We start from the raw sequence: 14,474 nt of genomic DNA, 5'->3' as shown, positions 1-14,474 counted from the left end.
GGGGCTGATCATGGGATTTCTTACCGGACTCTTCTGGCTCGCCATCGCCATCATCGCCGCCATGGCGGCGGGATGGCTGTTCAAACAAGCACTGGTTCTGGTGATGCCCCGGGGCATCGCAAAGGAACTGCGCACCGCGCCGATGACGGCCAGCTTCGGGATGCTGATGATCCTCATCTACATCCTCGTCGCTGTTTTCGCCCATTGGATCGCCCCGTTCTCAGAGACCGAGGTGGTCGGGCGCGAATATGAGGCCTGGAGCGAAGTGAACCGCTTGGGCACTGACAACCTGGGCCGCGATATGCTGTCTCGCCTGATCTATGCGGCGCGAAACACCGTGGGCATTGCGTTTGTGACGACCGCCTTGGCGTTCATCATCGGGTCGGTCCTGGGCCTTCTGGCGGCCATCGTTGGCGGTTGGCTGGACCAGATCCTGTCGCGCACCGTGGACGTGTTGATGGCCATCCCGGCGCTGATCTTCGCCCTGCTGCTGCTGACCATCGTGGGCACCTCGATCTTCAACATGATCATCGTGATCGCCCTGATCGACAGCACACGGGTCTACCGTTTGGCGCGGTCCGTGGCGATGAACATCGTGGTGATGGATTACGTGGAGGCTGCGAAATTGCGCGGCGAAGGGCTGTGGCGCCTGATCTCTCGCGAGATCCTGCCCAACGCCATGGCGCCGCTGGTGGCCGAGTTCGGCCTGCGGTTCTGCTTCGTGTTCCTGATGATCTCAGCCCTGTCGTTCCTGGGCCTGGGGATGCAGCCGCCGACGGCGGACTGGGGCTCCATGGTGAAGGACAACGCGACGTTGATCACCTTCGGGGACATCACGCCGCTGCTTCCCGCTGGCGCCATCGCGCTTCTAACGGTGAGCGTCAACTTCGTGGTCGACTGGCAGCTGCACCGCGCCTCTGGTTTGAAGGAATAAGCCCATGTCAGACGTACTATTGACGATGAAAGACCTGCGCATCGAAGGCCGCGCCGATGAGGAATGGCTGGAGATCGTGAAGGGCGTGGACCTGACCCTGCATAAGGGCGAGGTCCTGGGCCTGATCGGCGAATCCGGGGCGGGTAAATCCACGATTGGATTGGCCGCGATGGGTTTCGCGCGGGACGGCTGCCGGATTTCCGGCGGTGAGATCCTGTTCGACGGGATCAATCTGCGCACCACGTCCGAGCAGGAACGTCGGGGCCTGCGCGGCAAGCGCATCGCCTATGTGGCGCAATCGGCGGCGGCGAGTTTCAACCCCGCCCACAAGCTGATCGACCAATACACCGAAGGCCCGGTGGAGCACGGTGTGATGGCGCGATCCGAGGCGGCAAGCGACGCCACGGAGCTGTATGAGAAAATGCAGCTGCCCGAGCCGGGGACCATCGGCTTTCGCTATCCCCACCAGGTCTCGGGCGGGCAATTGCAGCGCGCGATGACAGCCATGGCCATGGCCTGCCGCCCGGACCTGATCATTTTCGATGAGCCCACCACGGCGCTTGACGTGACCACGCAGATCGAGGTGCTGTCGGCCATTCGCGATATCGTGGAGCAGTTCAACACAGCCGCCATCTACATCACCCACGACCTCGCCGTCGTGGCGCAGATGGCTGACAAGATCAAAGTGCTCCTGAAAGGCGAAGAGGTGGAAGAGGCCGACACCCGCACCATGCTGTCCGCACCGACGGAGGATTACACCAAATCGCTCTGGGCGGTGCGCAGCTTTGCCCGCGCAACCCAGGCATCGGTGACCCCCGGCGAGACCCCCGTGGTGTCGGTCAAAGGCGTGACAGCGGGCTACGGCACGCTGGATGTGTTGAAAAACGTGAACTTCGACATCCACGCCAAGCGCACCGTCGCGGTTGTGGGCGAATCCGGGTCGGGCAAATCCACAACGGCGCGGGTGATCACCGGGCTGTTGCCGCCCCGTCAGGGCGAGATCCTGTTCAACGGCAGCGCCCTGCCGCCCGACTACCGCAAACGCACCAAGGACCAGCTGCGCCAGGCGCAGATGATCTACCAGATGGCCGACACGGCCCTGAACCCCAAGCAGAAGCTGCGCGAGTTGATCGGCCGCCCGGCCCAGATGTATCTGGGCCTGCAAGGCAAAGCCCTGGAAGAGCGGGTCCGTAACCTGCTGGATCTGATCGAGTTGGAGCCCGACAACTACATCGACCGTCTGCCGTCCGAGCTGTCCGGTGGCCAGAAACAACGGATCGGCATCGCGCGGGCCTTGGCGGCGGAGCCGCAGTTCATCATCTGTGACGAGGTGACGAGCGCGCTGGACCAGCTGGTGGCCGAGGGGATCTTGCGACTGCTCGACAAGCTGCAAGGCGAATTCAACCTCGCCTACATGTTCATCACCCACGATCTGGCAACCGTGAAATCAATCGCCGATGAGGTTGTGGTGATGAAGGAGGGCATCGTTGTGGAGCAAGGGCCAAAGGACGAGATGTTCCAACCGCCCCACGATCCTTACACGGAGCTACTGCTATCCTCGGTGCCCGAAATGGACCCCGACTGGCTGGATAAACTGCTGGCCGAACGCGCGGCTGGCGGCGCCGGGGCCGGTGTGGACAGCGCCGGGAACTGAAGGCGTAGGGTGGGTGAAACCCACCGCTGCGCTGAAGGTGGGTTTCACCCACCCTACGGCACGATCATATCGATGAGATACGCACTGCCCGCCGCCTTGGCACGTGCCAGGGCGGGGGCCAGGCCCTCCGTCCCCTCCACCCGCTCGGCAGGCATCCCGTAGGCCTTGGCGACGGCTGTGAAATCCGGCGCGGATGGCTTGACACCCTCGGGCTTGATCTGGTTGTCGACCATATAGCGTTCAATCTCCTGGTAGCCGCTGTTGTTCCAGACCAGGAAGATGACGGGCGTCTTCTCATCCATTGCCGTTCCCAATTCCGACAGACAGAACTGCAGCCCGCCGTCACCGGTGATGCAAACCACGGGCGCGCCGTCGCCTAGCGCCGCACCGATGGCGGCGGACGGGCCGTAGCCTAAGGCGCCATACCCCGTGGCCGCATTGAACCACCCACGGGGGGCCGCGATGTCCGCATACATGTTGCCCGCATAGACGACCTGCGTGCTGTCGCCAACGATACGCGCGCCGGGAATGGTTTCGGCGATCATCTCGATGATCGCGAGGTGGGATTGGTATGGGGCGTCGAGGCTGCTAAAACCGGCCGTCCGCGCAGCACCTGCACGGCTTGCCCCCTGGCCGCTGCGCGGCAGAAATCCGTCGCTCAGCGCCGTCACTGCAAGGTTTGCATCCGCCACGATGGCCGTGTCCGGCAACCGCCCCCGCGTGATCTGCACCCCGTCGCAATCGATGCGGATCAGATGGGAAAGCGCAGGCGCCGCGCCGTCCTCATACATGTCGTAATCCGTGCGCCCGAACTGGGTGCCGATCGCCAGAACCACATCAGCGTCGGCCATCATTGCCCGCACGGCAGGCAACGTCGGGCTGGCGGGCACGCGCAGCGGGTGGCCGCCGAGGATCCCCCGCCCGTTGGTCGTTGTGACGACCGGCGCATCCAGCGCCTCCGCCAGGGTCTGGATCGCACCCGCCGCCCCAACGGCCCCGCCCCCTGCCAGGATCAGCGGTCGTTCAGCCCCGGCCAATCGTTCCTTGGCAACCGCGATCACCGACGGATCAGGCGCACGGCGCGTATCGACCAGCGCGCGGGCTTCCGGCACCTCAATCCGTTGCTTCATCACATCCAACGGTACCTCGATATGGACCGGGCCGGGGCGCGCTTCGGTCATCGCCGTCCAAGCCCGGTCGACGACCCGCTCCAGATCTTCGGCGCGGTGCAGCGTCTGCGACAGCAACGCCACCTGCGCCATCATCGCCTGTTGATCCGGCAATTCATGGAGGAACCCCTCCTCCTGCCCGAACGTCGCAGCCCGGTTCACGCCCGAGATCACCAGCATCGGAATGCTATCCGCCCGCGCCTGGGCCATCGGAGTGATCGCGTTGGTCACCCCCGGCCCGGTAATCAGAAGACACACGCCCGGCTTGCCGGATGCCCGCGCATATCCATCGGCCATGAAGCCCGCGCTTTGCTCGTGCCTGGGCGTGATGTGGCGGATGCCCGAGCCATCGAGGCCACGGTACATCTCGACCGTATGAACCCCGGGGATGCCAAAAATCGTGTCCACGCCGCGTCGTTCCAGCAACGTGATCAGCACTTCGCCAACGGTCTTCATCATGTCCCCTCCGATAGTCTGGCCGCCCGTGCCGCAGAAGGGGTCACCCCGAACTCTGCCTTGAACGCGCGCGCCATAGCCGTGGCATCGCGGTAGCCCGAGCGCAAGGCCACCTCGGCGACACTATCGCGGGTTTGCTCCAATCGGCGCCGCGCTTCCGCCAGCCGGATCGAGCGATAGACCGCCCCGGGGGACCTCTTGGCATGGGCCTGAAAGGCCAGCTCCAACGCGCGCCGGGTCAGGTTGAGCTGTGCGGCGAGGGCGTCGATGGTCAAGGGCTCCTCCACATGGCGCCGCATCACGGCGGCGGCGGCCTTCACCGTCCGGTGCGTCGGGATCAAACGGTTCGGGTCCAAATCCGGCGCCCGCTCGCCGAACATGAACAGCGCGGCAACCTCCAACGACAGGGCCGCCCCATGGCGCTGCTCAATCAACTCCAGCATCAATTCCAGCGTCGTCGTGGCCCCCCCGCACGACGCGCGGTCGCCCTCGATAATGAACCGATCCTCGGTGAAATTGACTTCCGGGAAAGCCTCCGCCGCCTGCGCGAGCGTGTCCCAATGGCACGTCGCTTTTCGCCCCTCCAAAAGCCCTGCATAGGCCAGCAAATAGGCGCCCGTATCGAGGCCCGCGAGCGCCTCAAACCGCGGGGCCGCCGCGCGCAAGGCGCGGGCCGTGGCGGGCGTGGCCAGCGCCTCAAACCCGTAACTGGGCATCACCATCAGCCAGGCCCCAGACCGCTGCGAGGAGAGCGGGATTGCCTGAACAGGCAACCCGCTCGAGGAGGGCACGAGCGCATCGCCCAGGGACAGGAACCGCCAGTCATAAAGTGTCCTACGCGCCAACGTATTGGCCGCGCGCAACGGCTCCACCGCGTTGGCGAGGCACAGGTTCGAAAACCCATCAAACAGCAACATCGAATACGTATCCGGCATGGTCTTCACGCATACAGCAAGATCATGCCCGGCACGAGGCCTAACGATCTTTCCAATAGATAAGGAGATGCCCATGCACTTCGGCCTGAGCGACGAGCAAGAAATGATTGTCTCGACCGTCCGCAGTTTTGTGGAAAACGAGATCTATCCGTTTGAGGCAGAGGTCGAGCGCACCGGTCAGGTTCCGCTGGAGCTTGGTCAAGAGATCAAACAAAAGGTCATCGACCTTGGGTTCTATGCCTGCAACTTCCCCGAAAGCGTCGGCGGCGCGGGCCTGAACCACATGGATTTCACGCTGGTCGAGCGCGAGTTGGGACGCGGCTCCATGGCGCTGACCCACTTCTTTGGACGCCCCCAGAACATCCTGATGGCCTGCGAGGGCGATCAGATCGAGCGCTACCTGATGCCCGCCGTGCAAGGCGAGCGGATGGACGCGCTCGCCATGACCGAGCCCGACGCGGGATCAGATGTGCGCGGGATGAAATGCACCGCTGTGCGAGACGGAGGGGATTGGGTCGTGAACGGCTCCAAACACTTCATCTCGGGCGCCGAACACGCGGATTTCTTCATCGTCTTCGTCGCCACCGGCGTGGACGAGACCCCGAGGGGGCCGAAGAAGCGGATCACCTGCTTCCTGGTGGATCGCGGGCATCCCGGGTTTGAAGTGCGCGACGGCTATAACTCTGTCAGCCACAAGGGCTACAAGAATTGCATCCTCAATTTCGACGATTGCCGCCTGCCCAATGCGCAGGTTCTGGGCGAGGTCGACGGCGGATTTGCGGTGATGAACGAATGGCTCTACGCCACGCGCCTGACCGTCGCCGCTTTCTCCGTCGGGCGTGCACGGCGGTGCTTTGACTACGCCGTCGACTACGCCGCGCAACGCAAGCAATTCGGCCAGCAGATCGCCAAGTTCCAGGGCGTCAGCTTTCAGATCGCCGACATGATTACCGAGATCGACGCGGCAGATCACCTGACGCTCGCGGGCGCATGGCGGCTGGACGAAGGCCTGCCCGCGAACCGCGAGATCGCCTCGGCCAAGCTCTACGCGACCGAAATGCTCGCCCGCGTCACCGACACGACGCTACAGATCTTCGGTGGCATGGGGTTGATGGATGACTTCCCGATCGAGCGGTTTTGGCGTGACGCGAGGGTCGAGCGGATCTGGGACGGCACAAGTGAGATCCAGCGCCATATCATCAGTCGGGATTTGTTCCGGCCGTTGGGGGCCTAGGAATGGCGTGCCTCGGGATGGAGAGGTGTTTCGCCGCGCTTCGCGCGCCGACCAGCCGGGGGGCTCTGCCCCCCGGACCCCCCGGAGTTGTACGGGCAAGATGAAGAGAGCGCAGATGACTGAGGGAGGGGCATTGGACAGGCTTTTGCGGCCCCGGAGTATCGCCGTCGTCGGTGGCGGCGCGTGGTGCGAGAGTGTGATCCGCGAGTGTCACAAGATTGGATATTCCGGTGACATCTGGGCGGTGCATCCGTCGCGTGCGGAGGTCGGCAGTGCGCCTGCTTTTTCGTCCGTGGCAGCCCTGCCCGCAGCGCCGGATGCCGCGTTTGTTGGGGTGAACCGGCTTGCGACGGTTGAGGTGATCCGCGCCTTGTCCGAGCGCGGCGCGGGCGGCGCGATCTGCTTCGCCTCTGGGTTTGGGGAGGCTGTTGAAGAGCTGTCGGACGGGGCTGATGTGCAGGCGGCCTTGTTGGAAGCGGCAGGCGACATGCCGATCCTGGGGCCCAATTGCTACGGTTTGGTTAATGGGCTCGACAGCGTGGCGCTTTGGCCGGACCACCACGGCATGGTCCCGGTCGAAAGCGGCGTGGCGCTGGTGACGCAATCCTCCAACATTGCAATCAACCTGACCATGCAGACCCGAGGCCTGCCCATTGCCTATGTCGTGACGGCAGGCAATCAGGCGCGGACCGACCTGGCGCAGATCGGGATGGCGCTGTTGGAGGACCCGCGTGTCACGGCCCTTGGTCTGCATATTGAGGGGATCCAGGACATCCGCGGGATCGAGGCGCTGGCCAAGCGGGCACGCCCTTTGGGCAAGCCGATTGTGGCCTTGAAAGTGGGCGCCTCGGACCAAGCCCAGGCCGCCACCGTGTCGCACACGGCCTCGCTTGCGGGCAGCGATGCGGGGGCACGTGCGCTTCTGGCGCGCCTGGGCATCGGGCAGGTCAGCGGGCTTTCCGCGCTGCTGGAGGCGTTGAAGTTGCTGCACGTTACGGGGCCCTTGGCGTCCAATCGCATTGGGTCGATGTCGTGTTCTGGCGGCGAGGCCTGCCTGATGGCCGACACAGCGCTGGCCCATGACGTGAGCTTTCCCGATCTGTCCGCGCGTCAGAAGAATGATCTGCGCGCCGCGCTTGGCCCCAAGGTGGCGTTGGCCAACCCCTTGGATTACCATACCTATATCTGGGCCGACCGCGCTGCAATGGCCGCGTGTTTTTCGGCGATGATGGATGAGACATTGGCATTGGGATGCGTGGTGCTCGACTTCCCCCGCCCGGACCGATGCCCGGCGCCGGACTGGGATCTGGTGATTGAGGCCGTCTCGGATGCGCAGGCTGCGACAGGCCGCCCGATCGCCATCCTCTCCAGCTTGCCGGACACCATGCCCGAGGGCGTCGCGCAAAAGATCATGGCCCGGGGGATCGCCCCGCTTTGTGGCCTCTCGGATGCGTTGGAGGCCGTTGAAGTGGCGGCACACGTCGGACGGCCTGTCGCGGCGGACCCGGTGCTTTTGCCGGGCCCCGAAGGGCCGACCCATATCATTTCCGAGGCTGATGCAAAGCAACGCCTGCACGCGCACGGGGTGGCCATTCCCGCCGCGCAACTCGCGGCTTCCCCGGCCGAGGCTGGCGTGGCCGCTGCCACCATCGGCGGGCTGCTCGCGCTGAAGGGTGTCAGCGTCTCCCACAAAACCGAAGTCGGCGCGGTGCGGTTGAACCTTCGCCCCGAGGAGGTCGAGGAATCGGCCCGCGAAATGCCCGCGCAGGAATTTCTTGTAGAAGAAATGATCGCGGGGCCCGCCATCGAACTGCTGATCGGCGTGGTCCGGGACCCCGCCCATGGCTTCGTGCTGACCCTCGGTGCAGGCGGAACCCTGACCGAGATCCTGGATGACACAACGCACCTCCTTTTGCCCTGCACAGCCGATGACATCGCACAAGCCTTGGCCCGCCTGCGCCTCGCGCCGCGCCTTGCGGGATACCGCGGCGCGCCGCCCGCGAACATCGAGGCGATTGCCAGCACCGTCCTGGCCGTGCAGGACTATGTCGTGGCCCACGCCCGCGACATCTTCGAGGTCGAGATCAACCCGCTTTTGTGCACCCCCACCCGCGCCGTGGCCGCCGACGCCCTCATCCGTTTAAGGGAGACACCATGACCGATATGCCAATCAAGACCACCCGACGGGGCTATGTGCTGGAAGTCACGTTGGACCGGGGCAAGGCCAATGCGATTGACCTCGCCACGAGCCGCATCATGGGCGAGGTCTTCACCGATTTCCGCGATGATCCCGAGTTGCGCGTGGCGATCATCACCGGCGCTGGCGAGAAGTTCTTCTGCCCCGGCTGGGACCTGAAAGCCGCCGCCGACGGCGATGCGGTGGATGGCGACTATGGCGTGGGCGGCTTCGGCGGCCTGCAAGAACTGCGCGGCCTCAACAAACCGGTGATCGCGGCGGTAAACGGGATTTGCTGTGGCGGCGGGCTGGAGCTAGCGCTGTCGGCGGACATCATTCTCGCGGCGGATCACGCGAGCTTTGCGCTGCCCGAAATCCGCTCCGGCACCGTGGCCGATGCCGCTTCCATCAAGCTGCCCAAGCGCATTCCCTACCACATCGCGATGGAGATGCTGTTCACCGGGCGTTGGCTGGATGCCGACGATGCAGCGCGCTGGGGGATGATCAACCGGGTCATCCCGGCGGCAGAGCTGATGGCGCAGGCGCGCGAGATGGCGGACCTTTTGGCCAGCGGCCCGCCGCTCGTCTACGCCGCGATCAAGGAGGTCGTGCGCGAGGCCGAGGATATGAAGTTCCAGGACGCGCTCAACAAGATCACCAAAAGTCAGTTCGAGACGGTGGAAAGGCTCTACCGCTCGGAAGATCAACTGGAAGGCGCCCGCGCCTTCGCCGAGAAACGCGACCCCGTCTGGCGGGGGAAATAGCCCACTACGGGACGGCGGGTGGGGCGTCGCTTGCGTTTTTTGCCTGGCAAAAAATCGCAGGCGCGCGTCACCCCCGTCCAACAGGAGAAGCCCATGCCGCTAACCATGAACAAAGACGTCTTCATCACCTGCGCCGTCACGGGCTCGGGCTCCACCCAGGACCGCAGCCCCCACGTGCCGCGCTCGCCCCAGCAGATCGCCGAAAGCGCGATTGACGCAGCAAAGGCAGGCGCGGCTGTCGTCCACTGCCATGTCCGCGATCCCGAAACCGGCACGCCGTCCCGCGATCTCGCCTACTACCGCGAGGTCACCGACCGCATTCGCGACGCCGACATTGACGTCGTCCTGAACCTCACCGCTGGCATGGGCGGAGACATCGTCTTTGGCTCCACCGAGGCACCGCTGCCCACCCGCGAGGGCACCGACATGGTCGGCGCGACCGAGCGTGTGGCCCATATTGCCGAGTGCCTGCCCGAGATCTGTACCCTCGACTGCGGCACCATGAACTTCGCCGAGGCCGACTACGTGATGACCAACACCCCCGGCATGCTGCGGGCCATGGGACGCATGATGACGGATCTGGGCGTGAAGCCCGAGATCGAGGCCTTTGACACCGGCCACCTGTGGTTCGCCAAGGAATTGGTGAAGGAAGGCGTCCTCGACAGCCCGGCCCTCGTGCAACTCTGCATGGGCGTGCCCTGGGGGGCGCCAGACGATTTGAACACCTTCATGGCGATGGTGAACAATGTGCCCGACGACTGGACGTTTTCCGCCTTCGCACTGGGGCGCAACCAGATGGCCTATGTGGCGGCGTCGGTGCTGGCAGGCGGCAATGTGCGCGTGGGGTTGGAGGATAACCTGTGGCTGGACAAGGGCGTGCTCGCGACCAATGCGCAACTGGTGGAGCGCGCGCGCGGCATCATCGAGGGGATGGGCGCAAAGATCATCGGCCCGGCGGAGGTTCGCGAGAGCCTCGGCCTCACCAAGCAAGCGCCCAGATGAGGGGCCGCGCCCTCCTCGGGAAAGCGCTGCTTGCAGCGCTCCCCCTCCTCGCAGCTGCCTCTTGCGGGGCTGTTCTCGGGCCGTCCTACCGCGATGACAGCGTCACGATTGCCTCGTCTGCCAACTTCGACGCTTCGCGCTATGTTGGGCGGTGGTACGAGGTTGCACGCTATCCGAACCCGTTCCAGGCCGATTGCCCCGGCGCCATCGCCGAATACGGAGCCTCGGAAACGCCCGGCGTTCTGACGGTGCGCAACACCTGCCTGGACGCGAATGCCGTGCCGACCGAGATGATCACCGGCACGGCCACGGATGAGGGGCTTGGGCGCTTGTCCGTGCGCCTTCAAGGCGTCCCCGTCGCCGCGCCCTATTGGGTTTTGTGGGTCGATGAGGGCTACCGCACAGCCGTCGTCGGCGCGCCCAATGGCCGCGTCGGCTGGATCCTGAACCGCGACCCGGAGATCCCCGCCGACAGGCTGGCAGCGGCTCGGGAAGTCCTGGATTTCAACGGCTATGACCTGAGCCAATTGCAACGGAGCGTCACCCCATGAAAGCAGCGATTATCGGCGGCGGTGTGATCGGCGGCGGATGGGCCGCGCGGTTCCTTCTGAACGGGTGGGACGTGGCGATCTACGACCCGGACCCGGAAGCCGAGCGCAAGATCGGCGAGGTCATGGCCAACGCCCGGCGCGCTTTGCCTGGGCTCTATGACACCGCTTTGCCCACCGAGGGGCAGTTACGGTTCACCGATGATCTGGCGGAGGCCTGCGACGGCGCGGACTGGGTGCAGGAAAGCGTGCCGGAACGGCTCGACATCAAGCACAAGGTCCACGCCCAACTGACGGCGCTGGCGCCGGACCGCGCAGTGATCGGGTCGTCCACCTCAGGGTTCAAACCCTCCGAGCTGACCGAAAAGGGCGCCCGTGTCATCGTGGCGCATCCGTTCAACCCGGTCTATCTGCTGCCCCTGATCGAGCTGGTCGGCGACGCAGATCACTGTGCAAAGGCAGCCGGGATCTTGCAGAGCGTCGGCATGTACCCCCTCCACGTCCGCAAGGAGATCGACGCCCATATCGCCGACCGTTTCCTGGAAGCCGTCTGGCGCGAGGCCCTTTGGCTGGTCAAGGACGGCATCGCCACAACGGAAGAAATCGACGAGGCGATCCGCATGGGCTTTGGCCTGCGGTGGGCACAGATGGGCCTGTTCGAGACCTACCGAGTGGCCGGTGGCGAAGCGGGCATGAAGCACTTCATGGCGCAGTTCGGGCCGTGCCTGAGCTGGCCCTGGACCAAGCTGATGGATGTGCCGGAGTTCACGGACGAGCTGGTCGACCTGATCGCGGGGCAATCGGACGCGCAATCAGGCCACCTCAGTATCCGCGAGTTGGAGCGTCTGCGGGACGACAACCTCGTGGGGATCATGCGGGCGCTGAAGCACTCGGGCAGCGGCGCGGGCGGTGTCGTGGCGCGCCATGAGGCGGCGCTACCGAAGGCCGCGATGCCGGTCACGCAGGATCGGCAGGTGCCGCAGGGGTGGACCGACTACAACGGCCACATGAACGAGACCCACTATCTGGAAGCGGGTTCCAAGGCGACGGATCGGTTCATGGAAATGGTCGGCGCGGACGCGGATTATGTCGCGCGGGGATTGAGCTATTTTACCGTCGAGAACCACGTCCGCTATCTAGATGAGGTCCACGCGGGCGACCGCTTGCGGGCGGAAACGCGGCTGATCTCTGGGGAGGGAAAAAAGCTGCACCTGTTCCACACACTGACCCGCGGCGACGGCGTGGCGGCGGCGACGGTGGAGAGCTTCCTGCTGCATGTGGACCTGGAAACCCGGAAGACGTGCTTGCCTAGCGAGGAGGTCTCGCGGGCGCTGGCTCGGGTGGCGGAGGAGCAGGCCGGGCTGCCGCTCCCGGACGGGGCCGGGCGGGTCGGACGGTAGGGCCTTTGCAGGGGTGCTCAAGCTTGAGCACCTAGGTTAAGACGTTGATTATATGAGATATTGGGTTTGCGCTTAACCTTTTGTTAAGGGTTTGAGAGGGTTTTGGGAAGCACTCATCCTGTGGCGGATGACGAACGGTTACGGCGCTGCGAGGGTGCAAACTGTCCCTTGGGTTTGGGTTGCAAAGGTCGACTTTGCCGGACAAAGCGGCCTTTGCGACGCGCAACGCAAATTGCCAGTCTTTACCTTCGATTAAACGTGGTTGGTGCAGCCCCCCACGTGAGACTGCCCCAAAGCCTTCTATGCTTTTCGCAACTCTGCTCCTACTCGGTTGTGAGCTGAGCGATCGCCCCGGTCCAGTCCTCCAGATGATAACTGAGTGCGATGCGCCCGTCCGTCACCGTTAGGATATCGATGGACATAGCCTCAAAGCTCCTTCCGGTAGCTGGATCCACGCCGAAGAAGGGGCCGACGGGTGTGCCTCGGAACAGGCTGCGTACAACAAATCGCCCGTCGCCAAGGTCAATGATGTCATGTGGCTCCCATTCCAGGTCCGGCACAACTTGGCCCAGGAAGGCGATTGTATTGAGCATACCTTGCGCCCCCTCACCACCCGGTGGTGTCTGGATCGAGACCAGGTCAGACGAAAACAGCTCGTAGAAGCGCTCTGACGTCGTCTCCGCCGGGTTGCTCAGGATGTCGCTGTAAAACGCTCGTACCGTGTCGATGTTGTCCGCCATGGCAGGGCCCGCCAAGATAGCTGCGGCTAGTGCGATTGTTCTTAAATTACGCGTCATCATCAGGTCCTTCATGGTTGGTCTTGGCTACGGTCGTAACGTTCAGGTCGCCACGGCATTCGCCGCAACAAACGCTATGGCGTTCAACACCGTGGCCACAGCCCAGAATGGAGCGAACGCAAGGCCTACATGGCGTCCGTTGCGAGAGATCTTCGGGTGGTGGCCGAGCAGGGGCACGCCGGCGTGATTAGCGTTCACCAGCACAAACAACGCCGCCATAACCCCAAAGACGAGGTGCAGAGCGTGGCGATCGGCCAAGGGCAACGTCAATCCGTAGATCACGCCAACGGCCACGGCAATAAACGCCAGCGCGCCTTGGCGTTGCTCGAACAGCATCACGAACACGTAGTCTTGGCCTAGATGGCTTTTTTCCGTAGGCAGCTTGTCCAACGCGGCGTCCAGCATAGCGGTCTGGTCACTGGCCGTCAGTGCGTTTGACGGGCGCGGCAAGCCTGGGCCGAAGAACGGCAGAACCCAGTTCACCACCCACCGCGCCCAGAGCGGTCGGGATAATTCTGGGAAGTGCACAATGGCAGGCGCGAGGCATAGCAACAGGCCAATGGTGGAGATCAAAGTAGTCGACATTCGGCAATCTTCCGTTCTGGATCAACGTCTTGCGCCCCTAGATAGAAGAACCCTACCAGCGCGCTTGTTTGTTTTGTTACCTAGTGGTACAAAAATTTACAAACTAAAGTCAACATTAAAATACCGACCGGTACAAAAATGAAGAATGACCCTGATAAACCGACCCGTGGTCGTCCTCGAACGATGAGTGAGGACGCGGTTCTGGACGTTGCCGTGACGGCCTATCAGCGCACGGACCCCGCCGATGTGTCGGTAAATGCTATCTGCCAGATGGCGGGTATCTCAAAGCCGTCGCTCTATCGCGCGTTTGGCAATGAGGACGGGCTGACCCTCGCGGCGCTTGATCGTTACGCGGAGCGGGTGCTGGGTGATCTGTTCGCTATCTTGCAGGCAAATCAGCCCCTCGCCCCCACGCTTGATGCTTTGATCGACTTTGCCGTCACGGACACACGACTGGAGACTGGCTGTCTGTTCTACAAAATGCGCGCGGGCAAACACCGCCTTGGACCCAAAACCCTCGCGCGGGTGGAGGAGATCGACGCCGCCGCCGTTCATGGCTTTGACGCCTATCTCAAGGGTCAGCAGGCGGCGGGCGCCTGGAACAGCGTGCAACCCACCCCCCTCATCGCGCGGTACTTGATGGAGCAGATCGGCCTGACGCTCACCCAACGTGCCACCATGGACGATACGTCTGGGCTCAAGGACGCGCTGTCCCTAGCGTTGTCAGTGATCAAAAACGATTAATGGGCTTTCTGGTACAGCAAGCAGTCTGTCGTCACTGAAGACTTTGTGGCCGAGGTTTGATGCCACGAACATCGCT

At 63.8% G+C, this 14,474-nt stretch carries 13 protein-coding genes; 9 read left to right on the top strand and 4 right to left on the bottom strand.

The genetic code is table 11. The features are described 5' to 3' along the window. Positions 1-10: 10 nt before the first annotated feature. Together AC6I9R_RS04585 and AC6I9R_RS04580 are read left to right on the top strand one after the other, a co-directional pair. Entirely contained in the window at positions 11-934 is a 924-nt protein-coding gene (locus AC6I9R_RS04585; RefSeq protein ID WP_461427644.1) for an ABC transporter permease, read from the top strand. 4 nt (positions 935-938) lie between these two features. Next, positions 939-2,588, top strand: coding sequence for an ABC transporter ATP-binding protein (locus tag AC6I9R_RS04580; RefSeq protein ID WP_461427643.1), 1,650 nt, complete (start codon positions 939-941; stop codon positions 2,586-2,588). 53 nt (positions 2,589-2,641) lie between these two features. Here the strand turns inward: AC6I9R_RS04580 and AC6I9R_RS04575 are convergent, their stop codons facing one another. Beyond that, positions 2,642-4,216, bottom strand: coding sequence for a 5-guanidino-2-oxopentanoate decarboxylase (locus AC6I9R_RS04575; RefSeq protein ID WP_461427642.1), 1,575 nt, complete (start codon positions 4,214-4,216; stop codon positions 2,642-2,644). After that, positions 4,213-5,148: a GlxA family transcriptional regulator gene (locus tag AC6I9R_RS04570; RefSeq protein WP_461427641.1), complete on the bottom strand. Its 936-nt coding sequence runs from the start codon at positions 5,146-5,148 to the stop codon at positions 4,213-4,215. The genes AC6I9R_RS04575 and AC6I9R_RS04570 overlap by 4 nt, the downstream gene beginning before the upstream one ends. Before the next feature lie 73 nt (positions 5,149-5,221). On the opposite strand from AC6I9R_RS04570, the gene AC6I9R_RS04565 reads away from it, so the two are divergent. The 6 genes from AC6I9R_RS04565 to AC6I9R_RS04540 all read left to right on the top strand — a co-directional run bounded on the left by AC6I9R_RS04565 (position 5,222) and on the right by AC6I9R_RS04540 (position 12,272). Then, positions 5,222-6,382 carry an acyl-CoA dehydrogenase family protein gene (locus AC6I9R_RS04565; RefSeq protein ID WP_461427640.1) on the top strand — a complete coding sequence of 387 codons (1,161 nt, stop codon included), beginning with the start codon at positions 5,222-5,224 and terminating at the stop codon, positions 6,380-6,382. A 115-nt stretch (positions 6,383-6,497) separates the two neighbouring features. After that, a complete protein-coding gene (locus AC6I9R_RS04560; protein WP_461427639.1) occupies positions 6,498-8,540 on the top strand; it encodes an acetate--CoA ligase family protein in 2,043 nt (680 codons plus the stop codon). Further along, the gene (locus AC6I9R_RS04555; protein ID WP_461427638.1) at positions 8,537-9,322 is read left to right on the top strand and encodes a carnitinyl-CoA dehydratase; all 786 of its coding nucleotides are present in this window, start codon (positions 8,537-8,539) and stop codon (positions 9,320-9,322) included. The genes AC6I9R_RS04560 and AC6I9R_RS04555 overlap by 4 nt, the downstream gene beginning before the upstream one ends. Positions 9,323-9,415: 93 nt before the next feature. Next, positions 9,416-10,324 carry a 3-dehydrocarnitine:acetyl-CoA trimethylamine transferase BcoG gene (gene bcoG, locus AC6I9R_RS04550; protein WP_461427637.1) on the top strand — a complete coding sequence of 303 codons (909 nt, stop codon included), beginning with the start codon at positions 9,416-9,418 and terminating at the stop codon, positions 10,322-10,324. Further along, a complete protein-coding gene (locus AC6I9R_RS04545; protein WP_461427636.1) occupies positions 10,321-10,875 on the top strand; it encodes a lipocalin family protein in 555 nt (184 codons plus the stop codon). The genes bcoG and AC6I9R_RS04545 overlap by 4 nt, the downstream gene beginning before the upstream one ends. Further along, positions 10,872-12,272 (top strand): carnitine 3-dehydrogenase, encoded by a 1,401-nt coding sequence (locus tag AC6I9R_RS04540; protein WP_461427635.1) that lies wholly within the window; start codon positions 10,872-10,874, stop codon positions 12,270-12,272. The genes AC6I9R_RS04545 and AC6I9R_RS04540 overlap by 4 nt, the downstream gene beginning before the upstream one ends. A 323-nt stretch (positions 12,273-12,595) precedes the next feature. On the opposite strand, the gene AC6I9R_RS04535 is transcribed toward AC6I9R_RS04540, so the two are convergent. After that, entirely contained in the window at positions 12,596-13,084 is a 489-nt protein-coding gene (locus AC6I9R_RS04535) for an ester cyclase (protein ID WP_497863062.1), read from the bottom strand. Between the two features lie 27 nt (positions 13,085-13,111). After that, the gene (locus tag AC6I9R_RS04530) at positions 13,112-13,654 is read right to left on the bottom strand and encodes a hypothetical protein (protein WP_461427633.1); all 543 of its coding nucleotides are present in this window, start codon (positions 13,652-13,654) and stop codon (positions 13,112-13,114) included. 183 nt (positions 13,655-13,837) lie between these two features. On the opposite strand from AC6I9R_RS04530, the gene AC6I9R_RS04525 reads away from it, so the two are divergent. Next, entirely contained in the window at positions 13,838-14,398 is a 561-nt protein-coding gene (locus AC6I9R_RS04525; RefSeq protein ID WP_461427632.1) for a TetR/AcrR family transcriptional regulator, read from the top strand. Positions 14,399-14,474 lie beyond the last annotated feature (76 nt).

It is taken from the genome of Gymnodinialimonas sp. (assembly GCF_059726805.1).
This window is presented reverse-complemented; position numbering and strand designations above follow the sequence as displayed.